26 protein-coding genes are annotated in these 24,434 nt (G+C 46.8%); 6 read left to right on the top strand and 20 right to left on the bottom strand.

Going from position 1 to position 24,434, the window contains the following annotated elements:
* The first annotated feature begins 26 nt into the window (after positions 1 to 26).
* Entirely contained in the window at positions 27 to 707 is a 681-nt protein-coding gene (locus ACHWTJ_RS15080; protein WP_294748639.1) for a hypothetical protein, read from the top strand.
* A gap of 87 nt (positions 708 to 794) precedes the next feature.
* Here the strand turns inward: ACHWTJ_RS15080 and ACHWTJ_RS15075 are convergent, their stop codons facing one another.
* The 6 genes from ACHWTJ_RS15075 to ACHWTJ_RS15050 all read right to left on the bottom strand — a co-directional run bounded on the left by ACHWTJ_RS15075 (position 795) and on the right by ACHWTJ_RS15050 (position 9,339).
* Complete coding sequence (locus tag ACHWTJ_RS15075) at positions 795 to 1,583, bottom strand: GNAT family N-acetyltransferase (protein WP_294739274.1); 789 nt, start codon at positions 1,581 to 1,583, stop codon at positions 795 to 797.
* A 91-nt stretch (positions 1,584 to 1,674) separates the two neighbouring features.
* Entirely contained in the window at positions 1,675 to 3,060 is a 1,386-nt protein-coding gene (locus ACHWTJ_RS15070; RefSeq protein WP_394679967.1) for an amino acid permease, read from the bottom strand.
* A 216-nt stretch (positions 3,061 to 3,276) separates the two neighbouring features.
* The gene (locus tag ACHWTJ_RS15065) at positions 3,277 to 5,073 is read right to left on the bottom strand and encodes a mechanosensitive ion channel (RefSeq protein WP_394679966.1); all 1,797 of its coding nucleotides are present in this window, start codon (positions 5,071 to 5,073) and stop codon (positions 3,277 to 3,279) included.
* Between the two features lie 210 nt (positions 5,074 to 5,283).
* Positions 5,284 to 7,140 carry an ABC transporter ATP-binding protein gene (locus tag ACHWTJ_RS15060; protein ID WP_394679965.1) on the bottom strand — a complete coding sequence of 619 codons (1,857 nt, stop codon included), beginning with the start codon at positions 7,138 to 7,140 and terminating at the stop codon, positions 5,284 to 5,286.
* On the bottom strand, positions 7,137 to 8,861 hold the full coding sequence (locus ACHWTJ_RS15055) for an ABC transporter ATP-binding protein (protein ID WP_394679964.1): 1,725 nt from the start codon (positions 8,859 to 8,861) through the stop codon (positions 7,137 to 7,139). Before ACHWTJ_RS15055 ends, ACHWTJ_RS15060 begins: the two co-directional genes overlap by 4 nt.
* Positions 8,854 to 9,339 (bottom strand): MarR family winged helix-turn-helix transcriptional regulator, encoded by a 486-nt coding sequence (locus tag ACHWTJ_RS15050; RefSeq protein WP_394679963.1) that lies wholly within the window; start codon positions 9,337 to 9,339, stop codon positions 8,854 to 8,856. Before ACHWTJ_RS15050 ends, ACHWTJ_RS15055 begins: the two co-directional genes overlap by 8 nt.
* Before the next feature lie 156 nt (positions 9,340 to 9,495).
* On the opposite strand from ACHWTJ_RS15050, the gene ACHWTJ_RS15045 reads away from it, so the two are divergent.
* Positions 9,496 to 9,837, top strand: a complete 342-nt coding sequence (locus tag ACHWTJ_RS15045) for an ASCH domain-containing protein (protein WP_394679962.1) — start codon at positions 9,496 to 9,498, stop codon at positions 9,835 to 9,837.
* A 46-nt stretch (positions 9,838 to 9,883) separates the two neighbouring features.
* Here the strand turns inward: ACHWTJ_RS15045 and ACHWTJ_RS15040 are convergent, their stop codons facing one another.
* Positions 9,884 to 10,753 (bottom strand): cation diffusion facilitator family transporter, encoded by an 870-nt coding sequence (locus tag ACHWTJ_RS15040; protein WP_294748621.1) that lies wholly within the window; start codon positions 10,751 to 10,753, stop codon positions 9,884 to 9,886.
* A 299-nt stretch (positions 10,754 to 11,052) separates the two neighbouring features.
* On the opposite strand from ACHWTJ_RS15040, the gene ACHWTJ_RS15035 reads away from it, so the two are divergent.
* Positions 11,053 to 11,376 (top strand): thioredoxin family protein, encoded by a 324-nt coding sequence (locus tag ACHWTJ_RS15035; RefSeq protein WP_023466923.1) that lies wholly within the window; start codon positions 11,053 to 11,055, stop codon positions 11,374 to 11,376.
* 75 nt (positions 11,377 to 11,451) lie between these two features.
* Here ACHWTJ_RS15035 and ACHWTJ_RS15030 read toward each other — a convergent pair whose 3' ends face one another.
* The 13 genes from ACHWTJ_RS15030 to ACHWTJ_RS14970 all read right to left on the bottom strand — a co-directional run bounded on the left by ACHWTJ_RS15030 (position 11,452) and on the right by ACHWTJ_RS14970 (position 22,666).
* Positions 11,452 to 11,631, bottom strand: a complete 180-nt coding sequence (locus ACHWTJ_RS15030) for a hypothetical protein (RefSeq protein WP_133208308.1) — start codon at positions 11,629 to 11,631, stop codon at positions 11,452 to 11,454.
* A gap of 153 nt (positions 11,632 to 11,784) precedes the next feature.
* Positions 11,785 to 12,081 (bottom strand): excalibur calcium-binding domain-containing protein, encoded by a 297-nt coding sequence (locus tag ACHWTJ_RS15025; protein WP_294739293.1) that lies wholly within the window; start codon positions 12,079 to 12,081, stop codon positions 11,785 to 11,787.
* A 114-nt stretch (positions 12,082 to 12,195) separates the two neighbouring features.
* Positions 12,196 to 13,050, bottom strand: a complete 855-nt coding sequence (locus ACHWTJ_RS15020; RefSeq protein WP_294748615.1) for an RsiV family protein — start codon at positions 13,048 to 13,050, stop codon at positions 12,196 to 12,198.
* Entirely contained in the window at positions 13,043 to 13,552 is a 510-nt protein-coding gene (locus ACHWTJ_RS15015; protein ID WP_294739297.1) for an RNA polymerase sigma factor, read from the bottom strand. Before ACHWTJ_RS15015 ends, ACHWTJ_RS15020 begins: the two co-directional genes overlap by 8 nt.
* Before the next feature lie 109 nt (positions 13,553 to 13,661).
* Entirely contained in the window at positions 13,662 to 13,823 is a 162-nt protein-coding gene (locus ACHWTJ_RS15010; RefSeq protein WP_294750708.1) for a hypothetical protein, read from the bottom strand.
* A 17-nt stretch (positions 13,824 to 13,840) separates the two neighbouring features.
* Positions 13,841 to 14,314, bottom strand: a complete 474-nt coding sequence (locus tag ACHWTJ_RS15005) for a hypothetical protein (RefSeq protein WP_294748609.1) — start codon at positions 14,312 to 14,314, stop codon at positions 13,841 to 13,843.
* Positions 14,315 to 14,467: 153 nt separating this feature from the next.
* Positions 14,468 to 15,106: a carbohydrate binding domain-containing protein gene (locus ACHWTJ_RS15000; RefSeq protein WP_394679961.1), complete on the bottom strand. Its 639-nt coding sequence runs from the start codon at positions 15,104 to 15,106 to the stop codon at positions 14,468 to 14,470.
* A 150-nt stretch (positions 15,107 to 15,256) separates the two neighbouring features.
* Complete coding sequence (locus ACHWTJ_RS14995) at positions 15,257 to 16,825, bottom strand: family 16 glycosylhydrolase (RefSeq protein WP_394679960.1); 1,569 nt, start codon at positions 16,823 to 16,825, stop codon at positions 15,257 to 15,259.
* A gap of 61 nt (positions 16,826 to 16,886) precedes the next feature.
* Positions 16,887 to 18,233: a GH1 family beta-glucosidase gene (locus ACHWTJ_RS14990; RefSeq protein WP_294748602.1), complete on the bottom strand. Its 1,347-nt coding sequence runs from the start codon at positions 18,231 to 18,233 to the stop codon at positions 16,887 to 16,889.
* Positions 18,234 to 18,256: 23 nt separating this feature from the next.
* A complete protein-coding gene (locus ACHWTJ_RS14985; RefSeq protein ID WP_081637442.1) occupies positions 18,257 to 19,180 on the bottom strand; it encodes a carbohydrate ABC transporter permease in 924 nt (307 codons plus the stop codon).
* Between the two features lie 3 nt (positions 19,181 to 19,183).
* Positions 19,184 to 20,080 carry a carbohydrate ABC transporter permease gene (locus tag ACHWTJ_RS14980; protein WP_023466912.1) on the bottom strand — a complete coding sequence of 299 codons (897 nt, stop codon included), beginning with the start codon at positions 20,078 to 20,080 and terminating at the stop codon, positions 19,184 to 19,186.
* A gap of 60 nt (positions 20,081 to 20,140) precedes the next feature.
* Positions 20,141 to 21,448 (bottom strand): ABC transporter substrate-binding protein, encoded by a 1,308-nt coding sequence (locus tag ACHWTJ_RS14975; protein ID WP_294739311.1) that lies wholly within the window; start codon positions 21,446 to 21,448, stop codon positions 20,141 to 20,143.
* A gap of 204 nt (positions 21,449 to 21,652) precedes the next feature.
* Positions 21,653 to 22,666: a LacI family DNA-binding transcriptional regulator gene (locus ACHWTJ_RS14970; protein ID WP_394679959.1), complete on the bottom strand. Its 1,014-nt coding sequence runs from the start codon at positions 22,664 to 22,666 to the stop codon at positions 21,653 to 21,655.
* A gap of 219 nt (positions 22,667 to 22,885) precedes the next feature.
* Between ACHWTJ_RS14970 and ACHWTJ_RS14965 the strand changes: the two genes are divergently transcribed.
* The 3 genes from ACHWTJ_RS14965 to ACHWTJ_RS14955 all read left to right on the top strand — a co-directional run bounded on the left by ACHWTJ_RS14965 (position 22,886) and on the right by ACHWTJ_RS14955 (position 24,217).
* Positions 22,886 to 23,314 carry a VOC family protein gene (locus ACHWTJ_RS14965; protein ID WP_394679958.1) on the top strand — a complete coding sequence of 143 codons (429 nt, stop codon included), beginning with the start codon at positions 22,886 to 22,888 and terminating at the stop codon, positions 23,312 to 23,314.
* A gap of 91 nt (positions 23,315 to 23,405) precedes the next feature.
* A complete protein-coding gene (locus tag ACHWTJ_RS14960) occupies positions 23,406 to 23,807 on the top strand; it encodes a nucleotidyltransferase domain-containing protein (RefSeq protein ID WP_394679957.1) in 402 nt (133 codons plus the stop codon).
* Positions 23,807 to 24,217, top strand: a complete 411-nt coding sequence (locus ACHWTJ_RS14955) for a DUF86 domain-containing protein (protein ID WP_394679997.1) — start codon at positions 23,807 to 23,809, stop codon at positions 24,215 to 24,217. Before ACHWTJ_RS14960 ends, ACHWTJ_RS14955 begins: the two co-directional genes overlap by 1 nt.
* Positions 24,218 to 24,434: the final 217 nt, after the last annotated feature.

Here is a 24,434-nt window from a genome sequence, read left to right as displayed (position 1 = left end):
TTCATTATTAATAAAGGAGCTTTCTAATGAAACCACTTGTAATCGCAGGCATGTCTACTCTCCTTAGTCTTTCATTGATTTCTTCGACAGAAGCTGCTGCTAAATCTGTCAAACAGACGTATACGATTGTCGATGCAAAAAACAAAAAGTACACCGTGTCTGTTCAATCTAAAGCAGCAACTTGCCGCAAAGCGACGGCAGACGACTTTTGGTGGGTGAAGGGAAAAGATACGTTGTGTACTGGGAAGTTCTCTCTATACTTAAACAATAAATCAACATCGTATCACTATACATTCTCTAAGGATAATCCGTATGTGATAGCTACTCACGATTTTCGTACAAGCGGGAAATTAAAAAATGTATCAGGTAATCCGACTGTCTTTTCCCTCTCTTCCCGCGAAACATCATCTTACATGAGTTTAACTACATTCTCGATTCAGAACGGAAAATTAATTCGTCATCCAGGAACATTCATGTCTTACGGTATGCGACCGAAGATGAAAAGTGACTTGTTACAAGTTCCAATCTACTCTAACGCTGGAGACGAAGTCGGCTTTTTGTTCCAAGATAAAAAATTATCTAAAGGAAAATGGATAAAAGGCAAAGAACATTCATTCTTATCCTCCAGTTTTAATAGCAAAACGTATAAAAAAGGAGTCCAAGAGTGGAACGCCTACAGTTCTAAGACGAGCTATTTCGTAAAGTAACGCTAGCCTATGTAAAAGGAAGCCCTTATATTTTTATGCATCCTATTGGCGCACATAAAATATAAGGGCTTTTGTAGTCAAAATCAGTCACTTTCTATTTAGCGATTGACGCATGATGTATTGTTTCAAATCCCGCTGAGTCCACCCTTCAGAACGTAACGCCTCCCAAATCTGCACATCTGTTGATTGATAATGGTAGGTCGTGCCCGGTAAACGACGGACGACTTCTGTCGCATGTTTTGCTTTTTGTTCTGCTGGACCGACGACTGACAAGAGCGATGATTCGGCTACTGCCACTACACTTTCTTCTAATTGATAATAATCCGTTTGTAATTGCTGCATGACATGAGGATCTTGCTGCCATATGTATTCCCCTTGTCCATGGTACTGTTTGAAAAATTCCGTTTCTTCGATCGTCGGCAGAGCGGCTTCTTGGCGTTCATCTGTTAAATGAAAATATCCGATTTCTCCAACGATCGTGTAATGAAGCGATTCATACAATCGAATCGCTGGGTCGTTCCCTTGAATGACTTCAAGCATCAGACCATCCATTCCGATTTCTTTGGCATGGCTCAGTTGTGCTTGATATAAGGCTTTCGCAATCCCAAGACGACGATACTGTGGTGAGATCCCCAGTCCCCCACACCTCATGATGCGTTGACCCTCGATCTCCTTCCAACCGTTCAGCCAGAGACCGACCGGCTTTTCTCCATGATAGGCAACGAATGAATGCTCCAGTTGATTTCCGTCTCGTTCGAGAATCCGCTTCTGAAACTCTTCTTCTGATAAGTGCAGTGGAATCAGATAATCTTGAAATCCATCCTGCATCGCTTGATACGCCGTTTTTACGTCAGGTTCGCGTTGAATGTGAATCATCGAAAGACCTCCTTTTCCACTGAGCTGTTTCGCTTTTGTTTACCTAATATCCTGCATATAAAAACACCCTTGTCGCCAAGGGTGTCCCTACTTATTGAATTTTAGAGCGGCTACGTCCATAACCAAAGTAAACAAGTAGTCCGATTGCTGTCCAAACGAAGAAGGCAATCCATGTGAATTTCTGTAAGTTGACCATCAACATGATACAAGCGAGGACTGACAGAATCGGTAATACTGGAACAAACGGTACTTTAAAGGCACGCTTCAAATCAGGACGCGTCCGGCGTAGGATGATGACTGCGATTGAGATAAGCGCGAATGCTGCCAGTGTTCCGATGTTGATCAATTCAGCGAGTGTACCGAGTGGAACGAATCCAGCGATCAAACCAGCTGTTGTTCCGAGAATCCATGTCGCTTTGACCGGTGTGTGTGATTTTTCATTAACATCCGAGAAGACTTTCGGTAAAAGTCCATCACGGCTCATTGCGAACAAGAGACGGACAAGACCAAATGTCATGACGAGGATGACCGTCGTCATACCGACGATGGCACCTAAGTCGACGAATCCAGCGACCCAGTCTTGACCTGCCACTTTCAACGCAAGTGATACAGGACTATCCACACCTTCGAACTGTTTGAATGGAACGATTCCGACCATGATAGCAGAAACGACGACGTACAGGACAGTAACAATCGCAAGCGATCCTAAGATTCCGATTGGTAAGTTACGTCCCGGATTTTTGACTTCTTCTGCCGCCGATGTAACGGCATCGAATCCAAGGTACGCAAAGAAGGCAATCGCCGACGCTTGTAAAATACCACTCATACCAAACGGAGCGAATGGTTTATAGTTGCCTGGTTCGACATACCAAATCCCGACGACGATGAAAAGAACAACGACGGCAACTTTAACGAGTACCATGACATTGTTGACGCGTTTTGTTTCTTTGATACCAAGCGAAAGTAAGAACGTGATGATCATTAAAATCAAGAACGCTGGTAAGTTAAAGAACGTCTCACTTCCCGGTACAGCACCAGGAGCAGCTGTTAAAGCCGTCGGCAAATGAACACCGAAGCCTGCTAACAGCGACTGGAAGTATCCTGACCATCCGGTAGCAACGGCACTTGAAGCGAGGCCATATTCTAAAATCAAACACCAGCCGATGATCCAGGCGACGAGTTCCCCGATCGTTGCGTACGTATACGTATATACACTTCCTGAGACGGGAATCATCGACGAGAATTCAGCATAACAAAGGGCTGCGAGCGCACAGACGATAGCGGAAATAATAAATGAGATCGGTAAAGCTGGTCCTGCGTAAAGAGCCCCTGTTCCTGTCAGAACAAAAATTCCGGTCCCGATAATAGCACCGATTCCAAGTAAAATAAGGTCAAACCCTGATAAATGACGTGCCAGCTTGGAATGTTGTTTCATGTCCATCATGACGCTGACATCTTTCTTACGAAGCAAACTCATGTTTCTTCCTCCGAACTTTTCTTTTTTTTCTGAATATTCAAATCATTGAGGTGATTGACTTTCTAATCATAACAAACGATGTCAGGTTCGATAAGTCTTTTTTTCTGTGTTTTTTCACAAAGTGGTCAAACCACTTTTGTTTAAATACGACAACGCTTTGATGCGTCAACGCAAAACACCCTTTCCTCTATATTGAGAGAAAAGGGTGTGCTCGTATTACGGACGATCGTTTGGATGATCAAGGTTAGGACCTTTATGATCATTCGGGTCGATCGGGTAATCATCTTGTTGTGCTAAATCATTTTCTGGCAATGCACCTTTTGGTGTACCATGTGTTGTCTCATCCGTTGAAGAAGAACGCGATGAACGTGGTGCACGATCTGGTGTGACATCATCCGCTGCTTGTGAAGCTGCACCTTTTGCTGCATCTTTTAAGCTCGGTGCTGATGAAGTCGATGCTGACTTACTTGGAAGGTTCGATGTGTCAACTTCCGTATTCTCCGCTTTCTTTTGGAGACGATCGAGGTAACGCGATGCATTATCACGTCCACCAAGACCAAACGCAAGACCGAATGCAAGTGCAAGTGCCCCAAGGATCAAGATGAAGGCTGAGTTGACGATCGTATCCGCAACACCTAGCTGATCAAGTGCCATGAAGACAGCAAGTGCAAGAATCGCATACTTCGCAACGCTTGAAAGGACTTTTAGTTCAGAGTTGCCGAACAAGCTGTCCATCGTACGTTTGACGAGGTTGCTGACGATGATCCCGATTGCGAGAATGATGATCGCTGTCAAGACGCTCGGTAAGAACGCAAGGACGGCACGACCGAGGTCGACCATAAAGTCAAGACCAATCAAGTTGAAGGCTTCGACGACGAAGAGAACGACGATGACGATCTCAACGAGTGCACCCACGATCGAGGCTGGTGATGTAGAAGCTTGGTTTGCATCCCACGTACCGATTTTCAAGTGACGTGTCAGGTTATTGAAACCAAGACGTGATAAGAGATCCGTCACGAATTTCTTAACGAAACGTCCGACATAAAGACCGACAAGGATCAGTACGACACCAACGATGATGTTCGGAATCATACCGAGGACATCGTTCAACATGTTGATCGCTGGTCCTGTGATTCCTTTAATGTTCAATTGATCAAGTGCTGAAATCGTGATTGGAATCAGAATCAAGATGAAGACGACTGTTCCGAGAATCGACGAAAGTGATTTCGCATCTTTTTGATCCGTTGATCCAAGGTTGAAGCGAGCTGCAAATTTATCCGTTCCAACAGCATGAAGGAAATTCGTCACGATATCGCGGACGATTTTCGCTACGAGGAAACCAACGAAGAAGATGGCTGCCGCAGCAATCAAGCGTGGAATGAATCCAAGGAATGACGATAACAATTGGCTGAACGGTTGTGAGACACTCTCAATGTTCAAGGCACCGAGTACACCCGGTAGGAACAGAAGCAAGACGAGGTAGAAGACGATCTCCCCTGCTACTTTTGGATAAGCTGAAAGATCCGTCTGACCTTGAAGCATTTTATTTGAACGTACTTTGTCGTTCGCCATCAGCTTCGTTCCTGCTTTGACGATGATCATGCGAAGAACGACCGCAATGACGTATGCCAAGAGAAGGATAAGGGCTGCTTTCAAGATGTTCGGGATTGCCGCGAGTAATGTACTCATCGTATCCGCAAGTGGTCCAGCAATGATGTTCAGATCAAGGATGTTGAAGACCAAGATCAGAACGAACACCATGAGAACCCAAAAGACGACGGTTCCAATGATTTTTTCAGGTGTCCACTTTTTCTTCTTTGGTGGCGTACCTTCTTTTTGAGGTGACAACTTGTTGACAACCCCAGACTTCTCTAACGCTTTTTGAATCCCGTTCGCGATCAGCTTAGCAATGAGCCATCCAATCAAGAAAATGATGATCGCTCCAAGCAAGTTGCCGAGTGATCCGAGAATGCCGTTCAAATTCAACGACGTTCCATTCCAAATGTTATTCATCCTGCCACACTCCTTCACCTAAATAAAATTATATATTTCTGACACTTCTTTAATTTCCCCAGCTAAAGGATTTATTAAACCCTTGTCCGTACCAGAATGTGGCGTTTCTTGTTTTCAATACAAGAAATGGGATGATTACTATATGTGAGGATACACCGTTGCAGTCAACACAAAAAGGCAGCATCGTCAAAATGACGACACTACCTTATATCAAACGACTTCTTTTTCAGAGAATTGACTGTTGTACAGATCCGCATAAAAACCATTTGCTTCGAGCAACTCTTCATGTGTGCCCTGTTCGATGACACTTCCTTGATTCATGACGAGAATCAAATCGGCATCCTTGATCGTCGAGAGACGATGGGCAATGACGAAGCTTGTCCGTCCCTCCATCAAGCGACGCATCGCTTGCTGGATGAAGACCTCTGTTCGTGTATCCACACTAGAGGTCGCTTCATCGAGAATCATGATCGGAGGATCGGCAAGAACGGCCCGAGCAATCGTCAACAACTGTTTCTGACCTTGCGAGATGTTCGAAGCTTCCTCGTTCAAGACGGTATCATACCCGTCCGGCAACGTTCGAATGAAGTGATCAGCGTGCGCCGTTTTGGCTGCCGCTATGATTTCCTCCTCGGTCGCCCCACTTTTACCGTAAGCAAGATTATCTCGGATCGTACCGTTGAAAAGCCACGTATCTTGTAAGACCATCCCGAACGTCGTCCGTAAGTCTTCGCGTGACATCTCGCGGGTATCGATGCCGTCAATTCGGATCGTCCCCCCGTTCAACTCATAAAAGCGCATCAATAGATTGATCATTGTCGTCTTACCGGCACCCGTCGGTCCAACGATTGCGACCGTTTGTCCCGGTGCGACATCGATGTTCATGTCCTCGATCAAGAGATCGGTTCCATAGCCAAAATCAACGTGTTCGAACACGACCGCTCCTTCAGCCTGCGTGAGACGATGTGTCGTCACTTCCTTGATTTCTTCATCTTCGTCCAGTAATTCGAAGACACGTTCTGCTGCTGCGACCGTCGATTGAACGATGTTCGCGATGTTCGCCGTCTGTGTGATCGGTTGCGTGAACTGGCGTGTATAGGTGATGAACGCTTGGATATCCCCGATCGAGATCGCCCGTTGCGTGACGAGAATCCCGCCGACGATACTGATCAGGACGTAACTGATATTTCCGATGAACATCATCATCGGCATGATGATCCCGGAGATGAACTGTGCTTTACGTCCTGCTTCATACAACTCTTCGTTGACAGAATCAAACTGCTCGACCGCTTTGCGTTCATGTCCGAACGCCTTGACGACTGAGTGTCCGGTATACATCTCTTCGACGTGTCCGTTCAATTGGCCAAGTGTCCGTTGTTGGTCAGCAAAATACTTTTGAGAACGTTTCAAAATCGGTCGGATCGCAAAGATCGAAACCGGCAACGAAACGAGCGAAATCAGTGTTAACAGCGGGCTGATCGTCAACATCATGATCAGAATCCCAACGATTGTCACGATTGAGGTGATGAACGATGTCACACTTTGTTGTAACGTACTGCCGATCGTATCGATATCGTTCGTCACGCGGCTGAGTGTCTCCCCGTTCGGACGACCATCGTAGTATTTCAACGGCAGGCGTTCGAGTTTATGATTGACGTCTTCGCGTAAATCGTAGACTGTTTTTTGAGCGATACCTGACATCAAATACTGTTGCAAGTAATTAAACAGACTACTGATGATATACAGTCCAGCGAGCCAGAGCAGGATCTGTCCGATTTTCGTGAAATCGATTGCCGCTCCCGGTACACCTTGGAACTTCGCATATGCCCCTTCAAACAATTCCGTGATTGCCGTCCCCATGATTTTCGGACCGGCAATCATGAAGACCGTACTGAGGATGGCTGCGAGGAAAACACCAACGAGTGCCGTTCGACGCGGACGCAGATACCGAAGCAGACGACGGAACGTTGCTTTGAAATCCTTTGGTTTTTCTCCGAGCATCATCATATTTCCGCCACCGGGACCACCAGGCGGAGGACCGCCGGCAGGTCGTTTTTTCTCACTCATGCGATTTCCTCCTCTGATAGTTGTGACTTAACGATTTCCTGATAGACGGCATTGTCAGCAAACAATTCATCATGCGTTCCGATTCCAGCGACTTTCCCTTCATCCAGGACGATGATTTGATCGGCATCGATGACCGTGCTGACACGCTGAGCGACGATCAAGACGGTTGCTTCTCGTGTTTCTTCCCGTAAGGCTTTCCGAAGTGCGGCATCAGTTTTAAAGTCGAGCGCTGAAAAACTGTCATCAAAGACATATAAATCTGGTCGACGAACGAGTGCTCGCGCAATCGACAACCGTTGTTTTTGCCCACCAGAGACGTTCGATCCACCTTGTTCGATCCGTGCTTCGTAACCGTCCGGCATCCGTTCGATGAAATCGGTCGCTTGTGCGATGTGCGCCGCATGCGCGACTTCTTCGTCTGTCGCGTCCTCTTTCCCGAAGCGAATATTTTCAGCGATTGTACCCGTGAACAGTAACGCCTTTTGGGGAACGAAGCCGATTTTCGACCGCAGTTCCTCTTGTGGTACCTCTTGACAATTGACGCCGTTGACGCGGATGCTGCCTTCCGTCACGTCATAAAAACGAGGAATCAAATTGACGAGCGTTGATTTACCGGAACCCGTTCCACCGATTACAGCCGTCACTTCACCTGGTCGTGCCGCAAAGCTGATGTCGGATAAGACGGGTGTTTCTGCTCCCGGATAACGGAACGTGACACGATCAAAGACGAGCGTTCCTTTTTCACGATCAGCGGTTTGTGTTCCCTCATCAATCATCGTCGGAGTCATCTCGAGGACTTCATTGATCCGTTTCGCTGAGACGGCTGCCCGCGGAATCATGACGAACATGACCGACGCCATGACGAGCGCGAACATGATTTGCATGACGTACTGGATGAATGCCATCAAGTCACCGATTTGCATACCACCATTATCGATCCGGATACCTCCGAACCAAATGACACCGACGACCGTCAAGTTCATGACGAGCATCATCACTGGCATTAAGAACGCCATGATTTTATTGACCTTGATCGAGACTTCTGTCAAATCCGCGTTCGCTTTTGTCAATCGTACTTGTTCATCACGTTCCCGGTTAAAGGCACGGATGACACGGATCCCGGTCAAGTTCTCTCGCAAAACGAGGTTCAGACGGTCGAGTCGCTTTTGAACTTTCCCGAACAACGGAACCCCTTTCCACAAAATCAACAGGATTGAAATCACAAGGACCGGCATCGCCGCGACGATGACGAGTGAGAGTTTGGCATCTTTTGAGACGGCCATGATCAATCCACCGATGAACATGATCGGTGCACTGACGACCATCCGTAACATCATGATGACGACTTGTTGGACTTGTGTGATATCGTTCGTCGTCCGCGTGATCAATGACGCCGTTCCGACTTGGTCGAACTCTTGCAGGGAGAACCGTTCAACATGGTTGAAGACTTGGCGACGGATATCCCGTCCGAGTCCCATCGACGCCTTCGATGAATAATAACTGGCGGCAACGGCAGCTAACGCCCCGACACCGGTTATCCCGAGCATGACGGCACCAATTTTCCAGATATACGCGGTATCGCCGGTGACGACCCCTTTATCGATGATGTCCGCCATTAGTGTCGGTAAATACAAATCGGACATCGACTGCGCGAAAACCAAGATGAGCACAGCAAGGACTGCCCATTTATAGACCGTCAACCGTTTGAGTAACTTAATCATCCGAACATCCTCCTTTCAGATCTGGACGTAAAATCTGACCGATTCCTTCAGCAATCACTGCATGTGTTTCAAGCATTTGTTCGAATGCGTCCGGGTCAATCGTCGCAAGCACTTGCTCCAGTTGACGTTGCATGCCTTTCTCTTGTTCCTTGATGTCGGTGACGAATTGCTGACCTTGATCACTGAGCTTTAAGACGACTTCCCGTCGATTGTCTGGGTTTGTCTCGCGAATGACCCAGCCCGATTGGACGAGCCCTTCAATCGACTGACTGAGCGTGCTTTTCGGTAAATGCGTATGCGCAGCGAGCTCTTTTTGCGAGATCGGTCCACGCGGCGCAATCGTCATCAGACTATGAAATTGCGGTAAACTGAGTCCGTTTTCCTGTGCCGTCTGGTGTGCTGCCCGGACGAGGTGCCGTTGCACGTTCCAAAAGGACTGCATCATCGCTGTCGAACGGGTCGTTTCCGTTTGATCCATTTTGTTTCGCCTCCTTGTTCCATTTCAAATCGTTCCAAAAAGAACAATTACTTATATGAATTAAATTACGCCGATTATTTTCAATTGTCAACGAAAAGACAATGTGAAAACTCACATAGTTTTGCTATGCTCAAGGAAGATAAGGAGTGAGCATAGATGAGACATGAAATGGGGTTATTCGAAGAACCGTTTCGTTCGATTGAACAAGGACGAAAGACTGTCGAGATTCGACTCAATGATCCAAAACGACAACAGGTACAAGTCGGTGATCAGATTCAGTTCACACATACGGAAACGAGCGAAATACTACTCGTCCACGTGACAAAACGGCAAGTCTTTCCTGATTTCCGAGCGCTTTATGAACAGATCCCAAACGAAGATATCGACTGTATCGGTTGGTCACTCGACGACCTCGTGACATCCACTTATACGATCTATTCACCGGAAGCCGAGCAACAGTACGGGGTACTCGCTCTGACGATCGCATTAGAACCATAAAAAAAACGTCTTTTCTACAGTCAGCGTAGAAAAGACGTTTTTGAATTCATTCGGGTTCGACGTGAACATGGATATCATAGACACCGTATTCTTCCGTCAGCGTATCCTCAACACGTGTCGCAATATCGTGCGCCTGATGGATATTCAAGGTGGAGTTGACGAGGATGACGACATCGACGACTTCATTGTTGCCGTAGTTGCGCCCTTTAATTGATTTGATGCCTTTGACACCTTCGAGATCGAAGATGACATCTTCATACATCTTCAGCTTCTTTTCATCAAAGCCATCCGTCAGTTCGTGTGACGCTTCCGTAAAAATGTCCCACGCTGTCTTACAGATCAAGAAGCCGACGATGATCGCTGTCACAATATCAAGCCATGGCATGCCGAACTGTGATCCGACGATCCCGATCGTCGTCCCGACACTGACCCACGCATCGGAGAGATTATCTTTCGCTGCTGCCATGACGGACTTGCTTTCAATCTCTTCGGATAACTTCTTATTGTAGCGGTAAACGAAGTACATCACGAGAGCTGAACCAATTCCGACGTATGCGGCGAGGATATCCGGTGATTCCTGTTTGCCTTCGAACAACGTCGAAATTGTATCGATTAAAACTTGAAGACCAACTGCCATCATGATGAAGGAAGCTACGAGCGAAGCAATCGTCTCACTTTTCCAGTGTCCGTACTTGTGATCGTCATCTGCCGGACGTTGCGAAATCCGTAAGCCGATCAAGACAGCGATCGACGCGATGATGTCAGTCGCGTTGTTCAAACCGTCCGCCCGGAGTGCGGCAGAATCTGCTGTATAACCAATGATTAATTTTAAAGCTGATAACAAGATATAGGCTGCGATACTGATCATCGCACCGCGTTCGCCGCGTTTTAGATTATCGTATTTTTGTTGTTCCATTCTCGTCGCCCCCACTTTCTCTGCGATTAGCAAACCTCATCGTACCAGTCGGAAATCGAGTGGGTCTAGAGAAATCATTTTGTTTCGAACTAGGTAATTAACAAATACACAACAATGTTTCCCTATACCAAACTGAATTTGATTGGTTCATGTGGCTCTTTTCAAGAAAATCAGTAGCATTTTCTTAAAGAGCAACCAACTTTTTTGACTTGTCAGACTCTTTGACGAACATAATTCGTGCAAGTTCTGAAGGGAATCGGTAGACTAAAGGTACAACACCAAGAGGAGGAGTTCTCACAATGGCAGAATTCATTAAAAGTGAAGAAACATTCAAGGAATTGATTTCAAGTGATGCACCGGTCATCATCAAGTTCGAAGCAGACTGGTGCCCGGACTGCAAACGGATGGATTACTTCATGCCGGACGTCGAGTCACAATTCGACCACTTACCAATCCACACAATCGACAAGGATGAGTTCCCTGAAATCGCATCGAACCACGATGTCATGGGGATTCCAAGCTTGCTCGTCTTCAAAAACAATGAAAAATTGGCGCACTTGCACAGTGCAAATGCCAAAACACCAGAAGAAGTGACAGCATTCTTAAAGCAAAACTTCAACTAAGCAAAATAACCTGACGCTGCGGCGTCAGGTTATTTTTTATGTATCGATTTGATTTGGGTGCTACTTCAATCCGTCTCAGCTTTTCTTAAAAAAGATACGGGTGAATAGATTCGTAATCGTTCCCGCTATAGCTGCTTCGATCAGAGCAACGACTACAATCGCTAAAATATCCTGCATACCGAGTGTCCCTAAGAAATTAATAAGGTTCAAAATGAAAAATAGAATGAAGAAAATGAGATAATCTCGCTTTCGCATCGTAGCCCTCCTACTCAATACGTATTTGTCGTCTTTCATCGCTACAACACTACCATACATCAGGACTTTCCAAGGATTACATAATTGAAAGGAACAACGAACCTCTAAAAAAAGTAGTCTTTCTCCCATTTGAGAAAGACTACTTTTACTTCTTTAACGTTCACACGCAATCCCGTCATTATCCCGGTCGCTCTTCGTGTTTACGTTATACGTTGCAAGACTTACGTATGCCTTGTACTTGGTTGCTTTGTAGATCGGTTTTCCGTTCTTGTCATACCCTGTCCGATTTTTCAGTCCTGCTTTTTTCGCAACGCCGCCTTTATACGTCTTCTGCATTTCTGTACAGTTCTTAAAGGCTTTGGCTTTCGTCGCCGCTTCGCTGGCTGCTGGAACATGGATTAAGGCGAGACTGACGACACCCGCGAGCACAAGCCGACTCCATTTTTTCATAGGGAATCCTCCTTTTCTCAAAAAACAACGATTCGTCTTTTGATTATAAGAGGTTATTTTTAAAAAATGGCTGTTTTTTTAGAATATCCATCAATGATTACAATTTTTTGAAATTTAACGAATATAATGCGAACTGACGAGTTCATTTTTTAAGATCGACGTCGGAATCTTAAATTCGACGATGCCCATATATCCTGGAGCGATACTGTATTCATCAAACGACAGGACTAATTTGTGATCTGCCGTAATATAGAAGTTTTGCTTCGCTGAAATCTGTTTGAACTGTTCATCCTTTGGGACATCCGGTGTCCCTTCGACGAAGTAGACCTTTCCTTCATCTGCCTTCATTTGGCGACGCATCTCTTCTTTGAGATACGTACTGATTGTCGTGATATATCCGTCATCCTTGAACAAGGATGGTAACGTCAGGATAAGTTGTTCCTTCTTATCAATCGTATCGTACTGGACGCTTTCCGATGCACTTGCTCGTGTCTCCGTGACCGTTCGCCCGATCGACAACAAGTCATCCGTATCCGTCTTGACGTCATAGCGGCTATCGACGGCAAATACCCCTTCCTGTCCGTTCGTCTCCTGTTTGAACTTTTCGTAGAGCGCTTCTCCTTCTGCGATATACTTTTCGTTTAGTTGTTGCTCGAGTGCCTTGTCCGGTAACGTCACTTGAGGTGCTTTGATATCAGCCGACTGGTGTGTCTTCGTCTCTTTCCAGTCGATCGTCACGATTTCAGTCAGTTGACCGAGGACTGGTACCTTTGCCATCGCGTCCGCAAACGACGCATTACTATTTAATCCGCCGACGAATAACGTGATCGCGGCGGCTGTAATCCATACGGATTGTTTCGTCCGCGAAGTACGCGTCCGGCGCTCGACTTGTGCAATCATCTCATCGAGTTCTTTTGGAACCGATGGTTGTTGGTAAGCTTGTTTCAAGTCATCAAGTTTGTTAGACATCTAACTCATCTCCATTCAATTTCATTTTTAGTAAGGTCAATCCTTTATACAGCCGGGATTTAGTCGTGCTTAAATTCAGCTCCAAAATCGTTGCGACGTCTTTTAAGATCAAGTCCTCGAAATAGTGTAAGATAACGACTTCTCGGTACATGACCGGTAGCTCCTCGAGCGCCTGGCGTAAATCAGAATCCGGGTACGTATCTTCTTTTGTTGCAACGAGTTCGACGAGGCGCTCTGTATCATAACTGATACTATGCTGTCGCTTTCGAATTGCATCAATCGCCGTTCGTGTCAAAATCTGATAGAACCAGGCTTTCATCCGCTCGTCGTCCTCGAGTCGATCAAGCGATTGTAACGCTTTTTGAATGCTGTCCTGAATCACATCGAGACTATCCTGTTCATTTTTCATATAACTGTAGGCTAACCAGTAGAGATTCGGTTTGTACTGCTTTAAAAAACGGACAAATGCTTTTTCCCGTTTTCTCGTTTGGCGAGAGGTCATAGGCCGCGGCTCCTTTTTTCGATATCGTTCTGTGTATACATCATTAAGACGGGCGAGTCGAGAAAAAAGTTGACGACACAACAAAAAAAGGTGACACAAGGTCACCTTTTCATGGGGCAGACTTCATTAAGATCAGTAGAATCAATAGAAGCGGGACGATAAACAGCAACGGAATGCCAATAATCGTGACACATCCAATATCAACTTTTCGCTGTTTTCGTCGTTCCCGTCTTCCTGTCTGTTCTTCACGTTCATTCACGGGACTTAACATACGATTCACCTTTCTACTTAATAACGCAAGTGTCGCGATGTATCACTCCATACTTTCACCTGAAGCAAAATGAGCGCAATACCGTAGAGGACACTCATGTATAACGAAAATTCACCAAATAAGACATTCGTCCAAGCGTTTAACCCAAACAATGGAACGACAAAAACGACATACAGTAAAAATTCAAAGCTTGCTAACAGATCAAACCAAAGTGTTTCTGAGAACATTCCTTCAAGTAACCAGACACCGTAAATATACAGTGTCGAAATCAAACCAAACCAAAGATACTTAGCGATTAATCGATACATCTTCTCTTCCTTTATGTAAAACAGCGAGCCGACTAAATAGCCGAACCAGATGACTGAAGCAATGCTTTGCCATCCATTTATCGTTCCGTCGGGATGAAGTATCGCGGACCAGCCATTGATGCCAATCATACTCATTAAAATTAACAGAAAGAGCAGTCGATATGGTATGTTCCTTTGACGCATGATATGTTTCCTCCCCAAAGCATGAGTACCTATCTTTTCTCTTACTTAATATTCCATATGATGGGTTTCGTTCCTCTTCCATTTCAATAAATTATTCGTCTCTGTCGTTTAAACCACAACAAGGCAATGGATGCGTCCATTGCCTTTCCTTAGTCATTCCTTCACTTGTAGATTCACATCATCAATCGTCACGTCATGGGCAGCGAATGGCGAACCTTCCACGCGTCCCATCAAGAACTTCAACGCCCCCGTATCCGCTTGTCCCATCGTAAAGGTATAGCTGTACGTCTTCGGTGTCGTCGTGATTGGCTCGACTTGACTGAAGTAACGCGTGTACGAAGCATTTTCGACTGTTACTTCGATCGGACGCGGTACAGTCGACGATGCCGTAAAGCTCAACTCATATGTTTTGCCTTTCGCGAGCGACAAGTTTCCTTGCTCAAGCAAGACACTCCATGGTTCTTGTCCTTCCGCTCCGATCTGGATACGTGCTGCTTCATTGACTGCTTCGATAGCGGCTTGTGCATCATAGTGGACGTACGACGACCACGACGTCAATCCGTTTGTAAACGAACCGTTCTTCAGTGGTGACGGGTCGACCGGAACCGGTGTGACATCAATCAACTCCACATCATCGAGCGCAATCGTTCCGGCTTGTCCACTAAAGTCAAAGACAAGCTGATTGTTATCTGCCGTTTGTGTAGCCGTGAACGGAATGTCAACAGTCGTTGCTTGTTTCGTCAACGGTACAGTCGTCAGTTTCAATTGCTCTTGTGCCCCAGTGATTTTCACCTGAAGTGACTTCGCTTTTTTCGCTCCTGCCGTGAATCGAAGCTGATACGCATGCCCAGCTTCCAGTTGAAGTCCCTTTTGCGTTAAGCGCGCCGTCGTTTTTTGTCCAAGCCCTTCATAACGGAAATCACGTGACTCGGGATCAACGAGTCACGTCGTCCGCTTGCTACCGTCGAAATGCCAGTACGTCAAACGATCCATCGCCCCTTGATCGAACGTCCCGTTATAGACGAGGTTTCCGTCCGCGAGTGCCGGTTTCGTTGCATCTTCATCGATGACGCCGCGTGGAATCTGCTCGACACGGACATTCCCGATCTGAACGTTAACTTTTTCAAGTCCGAGGTTGAACTCAAGACGTGCCGCGAGATCCGTCTCTGCTGCCATATCGAACGTGAACGTATGCCGTTTGACGCTCGGTGTCAGTGCAATCGACTGTTCATTTGAATATTTCGTGTAGCCACGCTCTGCTCCACCGCCGACTTTGACCATTATCTTCCGATCTGCTGAGCTGCTCGCATCAAAACTGACTTGGTAACGCCCACCTTGCGCAAGGGATACGTTTTGAATCAGTTGATGAGAATACGTTTGTGAACCTGGCTGATCAATCGTGACGTCCGCCATCCGTTGTCCCTCTTTTTCGATGATTGCAAGACTTCCTTTGCCACCGAAGTCTGGGAGCGTGACGTAGTTCCAGTACAGCGGATCAAACGACTGATTCCCGGTGATCATCGTGACCGGTTGTTCAAATGCTGTGTCGTAGACGAGATTCCCCTCGATCGGTTTCTTGGCTCCGTCCGGTAACGTCACGTTTTCGTAGGTCGGTTCGACCGGTTCGCGGTACGCTCGGTTTTTTAAATCATAGACCCGGACGTAGTCGACTTCCATCTCGGCTGGGAACTTCGTCGTCGCATCGACTTCTCCGTCAAACCAACCGCCGACCGCGAGGTTCATGACGAGATAGAAGTTTTGGTCGAACGGTGCTGGATAACTATAATTCGTTGCTGTGTTCAAGCCTTTACTGTACCAATCGTTTTGTGTTTGATAAAGATTGCCGTCGACATACCAGCGGAGTTCACCCGGCTCCCACTCGACTGCGTACGTATGCCATTGATCGATCCGCTGTCCGTCTGGGAAGTGATAGTCTTTCCCCGTATATTTATTGTTTGGCCACTTTTCCCCGTAGTGAATCGTTCCGGCAACCTTGTCCGGCTGACTACCCCAAGACTCCATCACGTCAATCTCACCGGACGCTGCCCACGCCCCGTACTTATCTTGCTCCGGTAACATCCAGAACGCAGGCCAAAGCCCTTTTCCGGTCGGCAGCTTCGCTTTGATCTCATAACGACCGTACGTCTTACTGAATAGTCCTTTCGTCTTTAGCTTCGCTGACGTGTAATCGTATGTACCGAGATCATCCGTCGTCTTTTCCTGCTTCGCCTTGATGACGAGTTTCCCGTTGCGAATAAACGAGTTATCTTGTTTCGTCGTATAGTATTGTTTTTCGTTGTTCCCCCAGCCCGGTGAGACCGGTTGTCCGTTCGCATCCTTGATCCAGTTCCCCGTATCATAGGTCCATTTCGTCCGGTCGAGTTGTTTTGCCTGAAACTCATCCGACCAGACGAGCTTCCACTTCGTCTCTTTTTTGTCTGCCTTTGCGTCGACCGCTTGACCGCTCAGCAATAAACCGGTCCCGACCGCCAGTGCTACCCATGTCTTCATGTCTGTTTCCTCCTCTTAGTCAAAAAGAGGCAAGGACGAATGTTCGACCTTGCCTCTTTTATCACGCTTCTTGCGGAATCGTTGCCTTATGTTGCTCGATGACGCCCGCATACCAGTAGGCGCTGTCTTTCCAAATCCGTTCCTGTGTCTCGAAATCGACGTAGAGGATCCCGAAGCGCTTATCGTAGCCGAAGCTCCACTCGAAGTTGTCGAGCAGTGACCAAAGATAATAGCCTTGGATGTTCATCCCTTCTTCGTTTAAATCAGACACAGCTTGGAGGTGTTGTGCGACGTAATCAATCCGGTTCTGGTCAGCGACGCGACCATCGACCAATTCATCGTCGAATGCCGCACCATTTTCTGTGATGTAGATCGGTAAATCCGTGTACTCGGCGCGCAAGCGACGAATCAAGTCCTTGAATTCGCTCGGGGCGATATCCCATCCCATGCCTGTCTTGTCATAATCCGAGTATGCATCCTTCTGCAGGAAATCGTTCGCAGCACTGAACTCGACGAGGTTGCGGCTGTAGAAGTTAATCCCAAAGAAGTCACACGGGACAGAGATCGTCTCCATGTCGCCTTCCTCGATGAACGCGTAGGAATGGACGTATTTTGAGAACAAGTTCATCATATCGACCGGATACTGACCTTTAAAGACTGGGTCGAGGAACCATCGATTCGCATATCCGTCTGCGTTGTTCATGGCCAACTGATCGTTGGCGGAATCCGTCTTCGCATACTTCGGTGCCAAGTTCAACGTGATACCAATCGGTGTGACCGATTTGAACTCACCCTTCAACAATTCGACTGCTTTTCCGTGCGATAACAATAAGTGGTGCACGGCACGAACGGCTTCGTTCATATCCGTATGACCTGGTGCATGTTGTCCGAGATGATAGCTGAGGAAGCCGGCACACCACGGTTCATTATGTGTGATCCATGAATCGACGATCCCGTCGAGTTCCGCAAAACACGCGCGGGCGAAGTCGAGGAACCAGTCGACCGATGCCCGGTTGACCCAGCCACCTTCTTCATGTGCCCAGAGTGGTAAGTCCCAGTGGTACAGCGTCACGGCTGGCTTGATGCCTTCTGCCCGCAGACGTGTCGCGAGTTTCTTATAGAACGCCATTCCTTCCGGATTGTAGACCCCTTTTTGCGGGAAGATCCGTGGCCAGGCAATCGAGAAGCGGTACGTGTCGACGCCAAGACGTTTAATGTGCTGGATGTCCTCTTCATAACGGTGGTAATGATCACAAGCGACATCACCGTTATGTTGTTCGAAGACTTTTCCATCCTCCTCACAGAAGGCATCCCAGATCGAAGGTGTACGTCCGCCTTCGTTGTGGGCGCCTTCGATCTGATACGACGACGTCGCCGTTCCGAATACGAAGTTCGGTGCAAATTTCATATGTGTAATCTCCTTTAAGCTACTTATTCTTTCACGGCACCTGCCGAGATACTGCTGACGATATATTTCGAGAGGAACAAGAAGGCGATCATGATCGGTACGACAGAAATCGCGATCCCGAGATAGAGTGAGCCTAAGTTCTCTGCGACTTGTGATCCTTTCAAGAAGCCCATCAAGACCGGTAACGTGTACTTCTCTGGGGAGAAGAGTAAGACGAGCGGCATGATGTAGTTGTTCCATGAACCGATGAACGTAAAGATCGACATCGTCGCGATCGCCGGCATCATCATCGGTAAAGCAATCGTATGGAAAATCCTGAACTCACTCGCCCCGTCCATCCGTGCTGCCTCGATCAGACTTGGATGCAAGACGGTCTGGACATACTGCCGAACGAAGAAGACCGTGAACGGACTCGCGATCGCTGGAACAATCAATGGGATATAGCTATCAAGCAACCCGAGATTTTTACTTAATTCGTAGAAGCCGATCAAACCGAGTTGACCCGGCACCATCATCATGACGAGCATGAAGACGAACATCGCGTTCTTGCCTTTGAACTGATAGAAGGCAAATCCGAATGCTGTCAACGCCGAGAAATACCCTGATAGGACGGTAACGAGAACGGCAATGATCAAGCTGTTCTTGAACCCAGACCAGATGTTGACGTATGAACTGAGGGCGGCGTAGTTCTCAGCAAGTGAGTTCCCGGGAATCAACGAGAACCCGGACAAGACTTCTTCGTTCGAGCGCGTTGCGTTGATGATCATCATCAAAAACGGGATGATACAGGCGATCGTTAAGACGACGAGACCAATATAGATGACACTTTTGCCGAACCAGGCTTTCTTTTGTTTCGGTGGTGGTGTCAACTTGAGCGGGCGTTCGGAACGCTCCGGTTGTTCCTCCGTTTGTGGCACGATCCGACGTGCTTCTGCATTTCGTTCCATCGGTCAGGCTCCTTTCGGTGAACGTTCTTTTCGGAACATCCCTTTGAAGACGATGATTGAAAAGACGAGCGTGATGGCAAACAGTCCGTATGCGACAGCAGCGGCGTAGCCATAGTTGTTGTATTTGAAAGCTTGGTTATAGAGATAGAGCACCATCGTGTTCAAAGCACCATCTGGCGCACCGACACCATCCGTAATCAACATCGGCAGGTCGAACAATTGCAGACCACCGATCAACGACGTGATCATGATGTAGAGCAAAATCGGTTTTAAGAGTGGCAATGTGATGCGTGAGAAGATCTGCCAACGTGTTGCCCCGTCAATCAAGGCTGCTTCGAAGTAATCCTTTGAGATCCCGGATACGCCCGCCATGACGACGATGAACGAGTGACCGAGCCACATCCATGTCAGGATGAGCGAGACGGAAATTTGTGCCGTCACCGGTTGCGTCAACCAGTTGATCGGCTCCGAGATGATTCCGATTTTCATCAACATCATGTTCAGTGAACCATGCTGCCAGTCGAGCAAGATGCCGAACAATAAGGCGACCGAGCTGATCGTGATCAAGTTCGGTAAGTAGAACGTCGCCCGGAAGAAGGCCAGTCCTTTTAATTTCAACTGGAGATCTGAGAATAACAAGGCGAGCAATAAGGCGCCGCCAATCTGAAGAATGAAGTTAAGCCCCCAAATCTTCAGAGTGTTAAAGAACGCTTCGATGAAGTACGTATCCCCGAGTAACCGCGTATAGTTCGCGAGTCCGACGAGTTGTTCGCCTTCAGCGCCCGTGTAGTTCGTGAAGCTGTAATAGAAAGTCAAGGCAACCGGATAGATACTGAAGATCAAGAAGACGATCCAAAACGGTGCGATGAACAGATACCCATGGCGATCGAGTTTTTTCACAGGTCAAACCCCTTTCTTAAACAAGAAGAGGTGAGGCGAGGATCGCCCCACCTACTCTCCTTATTCCGGTACTTTTACGTCCGGATACGCGTTTTTGACTTTTTTGTAGAATTCAGCAAGTGCTTCGTCTTTTGATTTTTTACCTTGAACGTATTCCATGACCGATGCACCGTACAATGTATCGAGCTGTTGGTCATACTTCGTGACGATCCCTGGTGTGATCTTGTCTGCTTGATCAAGGAAGAACTCATAGTTGTTCTGTCCGCCAAGGAACTCATCTTTGAAGTCAGTCTTGATTTTGTCTGTGACTGGTTTGTACGCTAACACGTCACCTGTTTCTTTTGCCCAATCCGTTAAGAACGCTTCGTCTTGTGTCATCATCTTGACGAAATCATAGGCAAGCTTTTGTTTCTTCGAATCTTTGTAGACACCTAACCACGTACCGCCCCAGAAGTATGGGCTTGGTCCGCTTGTGACTGCCCAGTCACCCGCTGATTTTTTCGCGTTTTCTTTGAGGACACTGTGAAGACCCCATGTCGGGAGGACGTAAGAGAAGACTTCTGTTTTTGTCTCTTTACCGTTTTCTTTGACTTTGACCGGTTTATCCATCCCTGCGAACCATGATGGTGACCATTCTGGTGCGAGTGCCGTATATTGTTTCGTCCGGAGTTCTTTTGCGTAATCCATGTAATCCTTCTTGTCTTGTGTCAAGACGAGCTCTTGCTTATCGTTGACCCAAGGCTGTGGGTCGTTCCCTTGTGCGAACCAACGGATCGATCCTTCATCCGGGAACATCTTGTAGCCTTTGCTCTTCATTTTTTCAGCGACTTCGAAGACGCCGTCCATCGAGTCCATCATGCCACCGATTTCTTTTGGATCATCTGTACCGAGAACTTTTTTCGCGATGCTACGTTTGTAGTAGACGCCACCTGGTGTCGTTTGCCATGAGAGCGCACGCACGTTGCCATCCTTATCTTTCCCCATGTCATAGACGTACGGAATATAGTCATCTTTGACTTCGCCTGCGTTGAATGGTTTTTCAGAAAGATTCGCCCAGTAGCCGGCATCAACCCACTGTTTCAAGAACGCGATCTCACCTGTGAAGATATCCGGTGCTCCAACGCCACTTTCAAGAGCTGGTTTCAACTTCGTCGGGTAGTCGGCGATTGGCACGATCGTCAATTCGACTTTGACTCCGTTTTTCTCTTCGAACTTTTTGATAGGCTCTTTTAACTCATCCGTGAACGACCAGATTTTAAGGACTTCTTTCCCACCGCTCGTCTTTTCTTCGCTGCTACCTGAACATCCAGCAAGGACACTTGCTGTTAACGCACCGACTGTTAACACGCTAACTAACTGTTTCTTCATCTCATCTCATCCTTTTGTTAAGTATTCCGCTCATAGGTAAGCGGTTTCAATTTGTTATTCAAAAATATCGAAAGCGCTTTCGGAAAGGCTTTAAAGAAAATTCCCGAAAGCCCTTTCGGAAAAAGTGATAAAAAATGATTTCGAAATCGCTCTCGCTTTTCCTCACTGACAACGAGCGAGAGCGATTCCGAAACAACCATTGTGTTATTCAGGTACTGGACCTGTCGATTGACGAACCATCAAGTTAACCGGAATGACATCACGTGTCGTAACCCGTTTTTTGTTGACGATCTGTTCAATCAAGACGGATGCTGCGTGCTGACCGATCGTTTCCGTATCTTGTCGGACCGTCGTCAACTTCGGTGTGATGTACTGCGCCATGTAAATATCATCGTACCCAACGACTGAGATGTCTTCTGGAATCCTTAAACCGGCTTCATGAATCGCCTCAATCGCACCGATTGCCATTTCATCCCCAGCAACAAAGACGGCTGTCGGTCGATCAGGTAGTGCTAGCAACTCGTTCATTGCCCGCTTGCCTTCTTCTCCGGAAAAGAATCCGCCATTGACGAGATAACCGCCCGGAATCGGTAAAGCGAGTCGCTCCATCGCTTGCTGATAGCCTTCAATTCGCGCTCTTCCGGCATCTGTCGACGTATCCCCCGCAATGTGGGCAATCAACCGATGACCGAGTTCGTGCAAATGATTGACGGCGAGTGTGCCACCGGTGATGTTATCCGAATAGACGACACTACAATCGGCACTATCCATGTCGACGACGACGATTGGAATCGTACTTTGAATCAACTCCTGGACGTGCTGGTCCATCTGATCGGAGCAGATGACGACGATGCCGTCGACTGCCCGGTGTCGGAAATGCTCGAGGTAACTCATATCGCGATTGCGTAAGTTCCGCGATGCGAAGATGAGGTCATACCCTTGTTGTTCTGTTGCTTTTCGGAAACTCTCAATGATCGCGTTGAAGAACGGATGCATCATTCCGACGCCATGTGCTTCCGAGAACATGACACCGATCGTCCACGAACGTTTCGTCGAGAGCGACTGGGCGTGCGCGTTCGGTAAGTATCCCATCTCGGCTGCTGCTTGGACGATTTTTGCTTTCGTCTTTTCGCTGACATCCGAATAATTATTTAAGGCTTTTGAGACCGTTGTAATCGAAAAACCGGTTATCTTCGCTAAATCATAAATTGTTCCCATGCTACTCACTCCATTTCACCGAAAGCGCTTTCGATAAATTTAGTATACGAAGTCTCTCTGGAAGTTGCAACCTATTTTTTTATAAATATCAGAAAATACGAAAGCGTTATCATTAATACTCGATTCACTTCGAAAAGAGTTCGATTTTTCTTTTAATGCGAACAAATGTTTGGTATACTTAAAAAAACACACTTCGCTTTTTTAGAGAGGAGCTTTCCCATGCCCATCAATCCGTATCTCGTCTTTAACGGCAACACGCGTAAGGCACTGACGTTCTATGCACACGTTTTCGGTCAAGAGCTACCGGACATCATGGAGTTCGGACCAGGTCCCGGTCCTGACGGTCAGCCCTATCCAGAAGAGATGCAGTCGCTTGTTCTACATGCTGAACTGATCGTTCATGGTACCCGCTTAATGTTCTCAGACGCAATGCCACATGATCCGGTCACGATTGGTCAGAATGTTACCTTGGCACTTCACTTATCTGACGTGGATCTGTTACAGAAGACATTTGATCAACTCGCAAAAGACGGCAACATCATTATGCCGATCCAAAAGACATTCTGGAGTGAAGCCTACGGAATCGTCGAAGATGCGTTTGGTGTCCAGTGGCAAGTCAATCATGTAGAGAGTGAAGTGTCGGTGTAACCTTTAAACTCCTCGAGAACTCGAGGAGTTTATTTTTAGTCTATCCAAGCCATGGTATACTTTGAAAAAAGGGTTGGAAGGAGCGAATCATATGATATCGATGACGTTGCGACAACAACTCGTTCAAACAATTAACGTACACGTGCATGCTCATTTTATTATCTTATTCGGCTCCGGAGCTACGGGAAACATGACAGACGATAGTGATTTGGATATCGCTTATTTAAGTGACCACACCCTCTCCGCCTACGATCGATTTTTATTGGCTGGTCAATTAGCACGACTCGCTGGTCGTGAAGTTGATCTCGTCGATATAAAACAGATTGATCCGATTTTGACGATGCAGATCTTCACAGAAGGTTTAGTAATCGACTGCCAAAATCCGAACGAGCTGACACGACAACAAATGCGTGCTTATAGCATGTATGCCGCCTTTTCTGAGGAAAGGGCTCCAATCGTACAGTCAATCAAAGATCAGGGGAGTGTTTTTTAATTATGAACGATGTGTTGTTAAATAAGATAGCGACCATTGAACGTTGTTTATTAAGAATACAGGACGTCTACCAGAACGAACCTAGTCACTTAAAGGATTACACCAAACAAGATAGTATCATTTTGAACATCCAGCGTGCATGTGAGGCAAGTATCGATATCGCCATGCATCTAGTTCGAACACGGAAGCTTGGTCTACCTAAATCGAGTCGTGATGGATTTCACCTGCTCGAGGAAGCTCAGCTCATCGACGCTTCACTGGCTACTAGTCTCATGAACATGGTCGGATTTCGTAACATTGCAGTACATGACTATCAATCACTGAATCTAGACATTCTTCAAGCAATATTAGATCGTCATCTTAATGATTTTTTGACATTCACTCGAACTGTCATTGAACTAGAAGATTGATTCGCTACGAAGCTTTTTTATAGGTAAAGGCGATTCCGTAAATTGGAATCGCCTTTTGTTTAGCTATTGCTTAAAGAGCGGAATGCATATGGCTGAGTTAACTGCTCCAACTATTATTGTCTTATGTGTGCGGAAAATCCTCCATTTCCACACACATCTCCACTGTAATGTAGCTAAACAAAATAGAAATGATCTTTCAAACGTTTCTACAGGTTCA

The sequence above is a fragment of the uncultured Exiguobacterium sp. genome, assembly GCF_964277885.1.
GTDB lineage: Bacteria > Bacillota > Bacilli > Exiguobacteriales > Exiguobacteriaceae > Exiguobacterium_A.
Note: the sequence above shows the minus strand (reverse complement) of the source record. Positions and strands in the feature narration are given on the sequence as shown.